General features: G+C 72.3%; 8 protein-coding genes. 3 read left to right on the top strand and 5 right to left on the bottom strand.

Features of this window, described 5'->3' with window-relative positions:
• Positions 1 to 150 precede the first annotated feature (150 nt).
• The 5 genes from ACFP1K_RS40535 to ACFP1K_RS40515 all read right to left on the bottom strand — a co-directional run bounded on the left by ACFP1K_RS40535 (position 151) and on the right by ACFP1K_RS40515 (position 5120).
• The gene (locus tag ACFP1K_RS40535) at positions 151 to 1098 is read right to left on the bottom strand and encodes a VWA domain-containing protein (protein ID WP_380763815.1); all 948 of its coding nucleotides are present in this window, start codon (positions 1096 to 1098) and stop codon (positions 151 to 153) included.
• A complete protein-coding gene (locus ACFP1K_RS40530) occupies positions 1095 to 2030 on the bottom strand; it encodes a DUF58 domain-containing protein (protein WP_380763813.1) in 936 nt (311 codons plus the stop codon). Before ACFP1K_RS40530 ends, ACFP1K_RS40535 begins: the two co-directional genes overlap by 4 nt.
• Positions 2030 to 3067: an AAA family ATPase gene (locus tag ACFP1K_RS40525; RefSeq protein WP_380763811.1), complete on the bottom strand. Its 1038-nt coding sequence runs from the start codon at positions 3065 to 3067 to the stop codon at positions 2030 to 2032. Before ACFP1K_RS40525 ends, ACFP1K_RS40530 begins: the two co-directional genes overlap by 1 nt.
• The gene (locus tag ACFP1K_RS40520; protein ID WP_380763809.1) at positions 3064 to 3231 is read right to left on the bottom strand and encodes a hypothetical protein; all 168 of its coding nucleotides are present in this window, start codon (positions 3229 to 3231) and stop codon (positions 3064 to 3066) included. Before ACFP1K_RS40520 ends, ACFP1K_RS40525 begins: the two co-directional genes overlap by 4 nt.
• Positions 3232 to 3389: 158 nt before the next feature.
• The gene (locus tag ACFP1K_RS40515) at positions 3390 to 5120 is read right to left on the bottom strand and encodes a cellulose-binding domain-containing protein (RefSeq protein ID WP_380763807.1); all 1731 of its coding nucleotides are present in this window, start codon (positions 5118 to 5120) and stop codon (positions 3390 to 3392) included.
• 397 nt (positions 5121 to 5517) lie between these two features.
• Between ACFP1K_RS40515 and ACFP1K_RS40510 the strand changes: the two genes are divergently transcribed.
• Genes ACFP1K_RS40510 through ACFP1K_RS40500 form a run of 3 tightly spaced genes read left to right on the top strand, consistent with a single transcriptional unit; the run spans position 5518 to position 7431 of the window.
• Positions 5518 to 5748 carry a hypothetical protein gene (locus ACFP1K_RS40510; RefSeq protein WP_380763805.1) on the top strand — a complete coding sequence of 77 codons (231 nt, stop codon included), beginning with the start codon at positions 5518 to 5520 and terminating at the stop codon, positions 5746 to 5748.
• Complete coding sequence (locus ACFP1K_RS40505; RefSeq protein ID WP_380763803.1) at positions 5735 to 6364, top strand: RNA polymerase sigma factor; 630 nt, start codon at positions 5735 to 5737, stop codon at positions 6362 to 6364. The genes ACFP1K_RS40510 and ACFP1K_RS40505 overlap by 14 nt, the downstream gene beginning before the upstream one ends.
• The gene (locus ACFP1K_RS40500; protein WP_380763801.1) at positions 6361 to 7431 is read left to right on the top strand and encodes a hypothetical protein; all 1071 of its coding nucleotides are present in this window, start codon (positions 6361 to 6363) and stop codon (positions 7429 to 7431) included. The genes ACFP1K_RS40505 and ACFP1K_RS40500 overlap by 4 nt, the downstream gene beginning before the upstream one ends.
• Positions 7432 to 7717: the final 286 nt, after the last annotated feature.

The raw sequence follows: 7717 nt of genomic DNA, 5'->3' as shown, positions 1-7717 counted from the left end.
CGCGCGGTGCCCGCGGGTCTCCCCGGCGGCACGGCGGCCGGCGCGGGCGCTCCGGCGGGCCACGGGGGCGGCGCGGGACGCGCGCCGGGGACGAAGGCGGGGCCGCGGGGCCTGCCGAGGCCCAGGTGTTCGCTCATCTCGCCCGCCTCCTCAAGGGATCCTGGAGAACCACAGCAGGGACGTGCCGGCCGCGACGGCCGCCGCCAGCAGGCCGATGCCGACGAACCACGGCCACACCTCACGACGCTCGGTGCGGTACCCCACGGACGTGCCGATGTCCTCGTAGACGGCCTGCAACTGGTCGCCGGAGGCCGCCTCGTAGAACCCGCCGCCGGTGGTGCCGGCGAGGTCGCGCAGCGCGGGCCCGTCCACCGGGACCGGCACCGACTGCCCGCCCAGCTCGATGCTGCCGTCCTGCGTGCCGTAGGCGATCGTGGTGACGGGGACGCCGCCGCCGGCCGCCTGCTCGGCCGCGGCCCGCATCGGCCTGCCGGTGGTGTTGGAGCCGTCCGACAGCAGGACGATGTGCGACGGCGGCGGGTCCTCGCCCGCCTGGGCGTCGATCGAGCGGATGGCGTCCAGCGACGAGAACACGGCCTCGCCGATGGCCGTGCCCGAGTCCGTGGTCAGCCGGTCGATGGCCGACAGCACGGCCGGCCGGTCCAGGGTGGGCGGCACGGCCACGGCCGCCGAGGACGAGAACGCCACCAGCCCCAGGTTGAACCGCTCGGGGAGCCCTTGGACGAAACGCCGGGCGGCCTCGCGCGCCGCCGTGAACCGGTCGGGGGCCACGTCGGTGGCCTGCATGGACGCGGACACGTCGAAGGCGACCACGATCGTCGCCCGCTCGCGGGGGACGCTCACCTCGGCGCTCGGCCGGGCGAACCCGACGACGAGCAGGATCAGCATGGCCCCGAACGCCGCGGCGGGCACGTGCCTTCGCCAGCCGGGCCCTTCCGGGGCCACCTTGTCGAGCAGGTCCAGGTTGGTGAAACGGACGGCGTAACGGCTGCGCCGCGCGTACATGACCACGTAGAGCACGGCGATCGCGAGCACGGGGACGAGCAGCCACAACCAGACGGGGGACAGCAGCGTCATGCGGCGTCGCCTCCTCCGGGGCGCGGCGGCGGGGGCGCGGCCCCGGCGAGGCGGCGCTGGTTCATCACGTGCTCCACCAGGTCGCGCACCCAGTCGCGGTCGGTCCGCAGCCGCAGATGGGCCGCCCCGGCGCGGCGCAGCGCCGCCCCGATGGCCGCGCGCTGCCCGGCCGCCGCCTCCGCGTAGCGTGCGCGCAGGCGGGGCGAGGCGGTGGACACCTCGCGGCGCCTGCCCGTCTCGGGGTCGACGAGCGTCAGCACACCCACGTAGGGCAGCTCCAGCTCGCGGGGGTCGACGACCTCGACGGCGAGCACCTGGTTGCGGACCGCCAGGTGGCGCAGCGGGCGCTCCCACGTGGCGGGGTCGTCCAGGAAGTCGGAGACGACCACGACCAGGCAGCGGCGCCGTGCCGAGCGCCGCAGCTCCTCGGCGGCCGTGCCGAGCGCCCGCGCGGGGCCGCCCGGCTCGGCCCTGGGCAGGGTGTGGATCGTCCGCAGCAGCGCCATCAGCTGGGGACGGCCGGTGCGGGCGGGCAGCCGCCGTACCGTGCCGCCGTGCAGGACGTGCGCGCCGATGCGGTTGCCGGTGCGGGCGGTGAGGAATCCGACGGCCGCCACCGCGGCCAGGGCGAGGTCGCGCTTCTCCATCAGGCCGGTGCCGAAGTCCATGCTGGGGCTGGCGTCGAGCAGCACCCAGATCTCCAGCTCCCGATCGGCGATCATGTCGCGGACGTGCGGCTCGGCGGTGCGCGCCGTCACGTTCCAGTCCATGCGCCGCACGTCGTCGCCCGGCGTGTACATCCGCGCCTCGCCCGCCTCGCTGCCCGGCCCCGGCACCAGCCCGAGGTGCTCGCCCTGGAGCAGCCCGTCGAGCCGCCGCACGACGGTGAGCTCCAGGCCGCGCAGCCGGGGCTCGGCGAGCAGGTCGCGCATCACGCCGCCTCGCCGTGCCTCGGCGCGACCTCCGGCTCGGGTACGGCCGCCAGGACCCGGTCGACGACCTGCCGCGCCGTGACGCCGTCGGCCAGCGCGTCGAACGACAGCACCAGCCGGTGCGCGATCACGTCGTGCGCGAGGTCGCCGACGTCCCCGGGCAGGACATACTCCCGGCCGCGCAGCAACGCCAGCGCGCGCGCCGCGGCGACCAGACCGAGCGTGGCGCGCGGGCTCGCCCCGAAGGCCAGCAGGCGGCGAACGCCCTCGACGCCGAACCGCTCCGGCTCACGGGTCGCGTAGACCAGGCGGACGATGTACTCGGCGAGCGCGTGGTGCACGAAGACCTCCTCGGCCTGCCGTTGCAGCGCGAGCAGCAGCGCCGGTTCGAGGACGCGCTGCGGCGCGGGCGGGTCCACGCTCATGCGGTAGAGGATCGCGAGCTCCTCCGACTCGCTCGGATACCCCACGTCGATCTTCATCAGGAAGCGGTCCCGCTGCGCCTCTGGCAGGTGGTACACACCCTCGGACTCGATCGGGTTCTGCGTGGCCAGCACCTGGAACGGCACCGGCGTCGGCTGGGTGAGGCCGCCGATGCTCACGTGCCGCTCGGCCATCACCTCCAGCAGCGCCGACTGCACCTTGGCGGGCGCCCGGTTGATCTCGTCGGCGAGCACGAAGTTGGCCATCACGGGCCCGAGCTCGATGTCGAAGCTCTCGGTCGAGGGCCGGTAGATACGGGTGCCGACGATGTCCGCGGGCACCAGGTCGGGGGTGAACTGGATCCGGGAGAACGACCCCCCGGCCACCGCGGCGAGCGTCTCGGCGGCCAGGGTCTTGGCGATCCCCGGCACCCCTTCGAGCAGGCAGTGCCCCCGGGCCAGTACCGCGACGAGCAGCCGCTCGACGAGCCTGTCCTGCCCGACGATCACGCGCTTGACCTCGAACAGCGCCCGCTCCAGCACGGCGGACTCCCTGCCCGCCGGGACGAGCTCGCCGGGCCGTCCGGGAGACGGTTCAGGTGGGCGTCGCGTCACGGCGCCACCGTCGGCGTGCCCTCGCGGCAGTCGTCCAGGACCAGCCGCAGCTCCACCGGGCCAGGCTCCGGCTCGGCGTGCGCCACGCTGCCCGTGGCCACGAACACACCGGCGCCCAGCGTCACGACGAGCCCCGCGGTCTTCCAGGATGACGAACGTGTCATGGATGCGAGTCCCCTCATCAACGAAGTGATGAGAGTCATGACACCAAAAAGCCCTGAAAACCTAGCTAAGAGGCCTTTTTATCCCATTTTTCAGCCGTGCGGCGCGCGCAAGGCCCGCGGCGGGGTGTCCGCCGCGGGCCCTCCCTCGGTAGAGCGGATCAGTTGGGCGAGTGGATCTGGTCGGCCGAGTTGGCCGTGTAATCCCTGGTGGCGCCCCGCACGTAGTTCAGGGTGGGGGCGTGGTTGCCGGAGAAGAACTGCTTGATGGAGCCGGCGAACGGTGTGGCGGAGGCGTTGCGGCCGTACACGTCGGTGTAGACGGTGGTCGGGCCGGTGTTGCGGACCGTGAACGTGCCCGGCCGGAACTCACGCAGACCACCGCGGAACGGCGACCGCGGGTCGTCCCAGGCGACGCGCTGGCCGGTCTGCTGGGTGATCTGGCGTACCTGGTCGCAGAACTGGCCGCGGATGCCGTCGTAGCAGAGGTCGACCTGCCGGGCGAGCTTGTCCGCGCTGGTGGAGTTGTAGTAGCGGGAGGGGTTGAGCACGTAGAACAGCGGGGCGATGTTGAACGTGAGCCCCGTGCCGGTCACCGTGAAGTCGGAGAACCAGAACTCGTGCAGGTCGTTGGTGTCGAACGGCACCTGCGTGCCGGTGATCACCTCGTAGTGCGTCCTGCCCTCTCTGATCGCCTGCACACAGGCCTCGTCGGTGATCAGACGGCCGATCGACCGCGTGTCCGACGGGGAGTCCGGCGGGGTGGCGGTGCCGACCGACTTGAACCTCTCGCCGAGGTTGGGGCCGGGGCAGTCGGTGCTGCTGAAGCCGCCCGGACGTCCGATCGGGATCAACCCGCTGAACCTGGCCTCGCTGACCTGGCCGTTGTCGTTGTGCGTGCACCGGTTGTTGTAGATCAGCTCGTGCATGTTGTTGCTGAAGGCGTCGGTGGAGTGCGTGCCCTGGTGGAACTTCAGCAGCACGTCGCACACCGCGGTGGTGGTGCCGCTCGGCGGGAAGAAGCTGGTGCCGTTGTCGCCCTGGATCACGTTGACGTTGTTGACGGACAGGACCTTGTGCCCGACGTGGTCCTCGTGACGCTGGCTGGACGCGGGGGCCGTCGTCGCCATCGTCTCGCTGGTGTAGCCGAAGGCGGGCCACCCGGCCGTGGAGAACAGGTCCGAGGGACGCGGGTCGTCACCGTGCTCGTGCCCGAAGGCGCACCCGCTGGAGTCCCGCGCCGGGTGCCAGGTCGGGTAGACCTTGCCGTCCGGTCCGTACGTCCAGTACCGGGCGTGGATCTCCCTGGAGCACTCGCCGGCGCGCGGGGTGTAGCCGCGGCCGTCGGCGTTGGCGATCTCGTTGTAGGCCCGGCTCGTGGCCGCGCCCGCCGGAGGCAGGGCCCGTCCCCAGCTCGGGGCACCGGTCGGTCCCGGCGTCGGGGTGACCGTGGGCGTGACGGTCGGCGTCACGGTGGGCGTCACGGTCGGGGTGACGGTCGGTGTCACGGTCGGGGTCGGGCTACTGACCTGGCCCGTGCAGGTGGTGCCGTTCATGCTGAACGACGCCGGCACGGGGTTGCTGCCGCTCCAGGACCCGTTGAAGCCGAACGAGGCGTTGGCGCCGGTGGAGATCGTGCCGTTGTGACTGACGTTGCGCGCCGTGACCTGGCCGCCGCTCACCGAGACGGTGGCGTTCCAGGCCTGGGTGACCTGCTGCCCGGCGCCGAAGCTCCAGGCCAGCGTCCACGAACTGACCGGGTCGCCAAGGTTGACGAGGGTCACGTTCCCGGTGAAGCCCCCCTGCCACTGAGAGGCGACCGTGTACGTGACGCGGCACCCTGCCGCGGCGTGCGCGGCGAGCGTGACGAACATCCCGCTCGCTACGGCCACAACGGCCGCTACCGCGACCGACCACAGACGGGTCCGGTAACGATGTAAGTGCATTGGCGGCCCTCCAGACGAAATCCGCTGCCGAGAGTTGAAACGTTTCAGATGATGAGCCGAAACGTTTTTCTTGACAACTCGGACCGCGCGCCGCGTCGTCCGAACTGGGAGAACGCCTCGCGAGCCCTGAAACTTACGCGGTTCAGTCAATGTGCCGCACCTCGGCGCCGGGTCCCCCTGTCCCGCATATACGACATGCCAGACGCCGATCGTTGCGGACCGGCCGCCGTGCGGACCGGCGGGAAAGAAATCTCGATTTCGCTTCCCGATCATGGATCCTGATGCCTCTCTTAGGGGACCGCGGCGACCGCCGGGTCATCACCGCGAGACGAGAGGAGTCGGTGTGACCGACCCTGCGACGGGCGCCATCGTGATCGCCCTCATCGGCGCCGTCATGACGGGCGTCCGGACGTGGCTGCGCCACGGGCGTGGTCTGACGCACGAGCTCCGGACCGGTCGTGTCTACCGCCTGCCGCCGGGGAGCCGGATCCACCACTTCGGCCGGCGCTGGGTGGCGGTCGAGGCCGAGGGCAGGCCGGCCGGACGTCGTGGTCGTCCCGATGACGGCCGATGAGTCCTCGGTCCGCCCCTCCGCCGGCTGGAGGCCAAAGGACGCGGCCCCGGCGGCACTGGAGGCGATGCGGGTCCGGTTCCTCGCCCTGTTCGAGAGCGACTACCACCAGGTGGCGCGCTTCGTGATGTTCAACGGAGCCGACCGGGACCAGGCCCTGGACGCCACGCAGGCGGCCTTCACCGAGGCGTGGGACCTCATCCGGCGGCGCCCCGGCCAGTGGGAGGCGGTGCGCGTCCCTCGGGCGTGGATACGGACGATCGCGTTGCGCGCCTACCGGCGCCCACCGGACCGGCGGCGCGAACCGCCCACCGTCCTCGGGTGCGGGCCCGCCGAGCGGGCATGGGACGGCCAGGATCCCGGCGAGCTGACGGCGCAGACCCTGCACGTCCTGCACGCGTTGCGCCGCCTGCCGGAGGACGTGCGGATGGCGATGGCCTTCCACATCGACGGATTCCGTCCGGTCGACATCGCCGCCGCGCTCGGCATCGACGACCAGCAGGCACGGGACCTGCTGAAGAAGGGCCGCAGGATCCTCGCCCGCGAGGCCGGGCTCACCGACGGCGACCCTGACGGGCGCCGGGAGAAGGACACGACCAGGAAAAGGGGGAAGCCTTGAGCGCCGACCAGGAGTCTGCCACCGACGACCTGGACACCCTGCTGACCACCGCCGCGCGCGAACTGGACGACGGGCTGCGCGCCGGCGCCGACCTCAACGCGGCACTCCTCGCCCTCATGGCGGGCGACGCCGGGGCCCCGGCTCCGGGGCCCCCGGCTCCGGGGGACACGGTGACCGCCATCATCGCGATCCGCGCCGAGGCCCACGGGCTGCGCCGCGACCTCGACCTGCTGCGCACCCTCGACCGGGGCCGCGAGCACGACCGCCACCTGGACCGCCCGCGCGACCCGGTCCGCGACCTGGTCCACGACGACCTGCGCGACGGCATGCTGCGCCGCGCCCGCGACCTGGTGTGCGCGCTGGACCAGGCCGGGGCCCCCGGCGTCGTCGCGGACCGCGCCGAGGACCTGGTGTCCGCGCTGACCCTGGACCGCGACGTCGACATGGCGTTCGTCTCCGCCCGTGCGCTGACCCGCACCCTGAGCATCCTCGACGCCCTCGGCTTGCCCACCGGCCAGTACGCGAGCGTCTTCGACCGCTTCGGCGTCCTGGACCGCGTGCGGGCGGTCGCCCGCACGCTCCACGACGCCAGCGACCTCAACAGCCCCCTGAACTGGGCGGTCGACCTCACCCACGCCCTGGAAAGGATCAAGAAGATCGGCGACGACGTCGAGAACGTACTCGGCCGCGCCGGAGACGTGCTCGGCACCATCAACCTGGTCCACGAATGGAAGCGCGTCCTCAGCGGCGCCTACCGCCTGGAGGAGGACCTGTCCCGCGCCTACCCCTACGACCTCACCGAGGAACTCATCCGCGACGTGATCCGCGACCTGATCCACAGCCTGGAGACCATAGAAGTAGACGCCTCCGGCCTGGACCTCCGCCACCTGGACCTACACGAGGTAGAGGCCCTGACCGGCGTCCTATGGACCCTGGACACGGCATGGCCCCCCGCCATAGCCACCCAGGTCCGCGCCCGCTCCACCGAAATCACCCCCGGCACCTACCGAGTCCACGGCCGCGACACACAACACCCCGTCCCCGACCACCCCGCCCCAGCCCACTGACCCCCCACCCCCACCCCCACCCCGGCTCCACTCCCGCCGCACGGCCCCACTCTCGCCGCCCTATGAGGGTTCGGCGCATCGGCGCCGCACTGGCGGGAGGTCTGCACGGGGGGTGAAGCCGGCGCCGCCCTACGGCAGACAACCCCGCGGTGTGTTCGGCGCCGCCCGACCCGGCTCCACTCCCCCGCTGGGTGACGTCCCGCCGAGTGGTGTAAGTGGTGACGATCAGCGATCGACGGCTAGCACAAAGTGAGCCATCGTGTGACGGTCGAGGGGAAGGGCTCAA

Origin of the sequence: Sphaerisporangium aureirubrum (genome assembly GCF_042658925.1) — a bacterium.
Taxonomy (GTDB): domain Bacteria; phylum Actinomycetota; class Actinomycetes; order Streptosporangiales; family Streptosporangiaceae; genus Sphaerisporangium; species Sphaerisporangium aureirubrum.
This window is presented reverse-complemented; position numbering and strand designations above follow the sequence as displayed.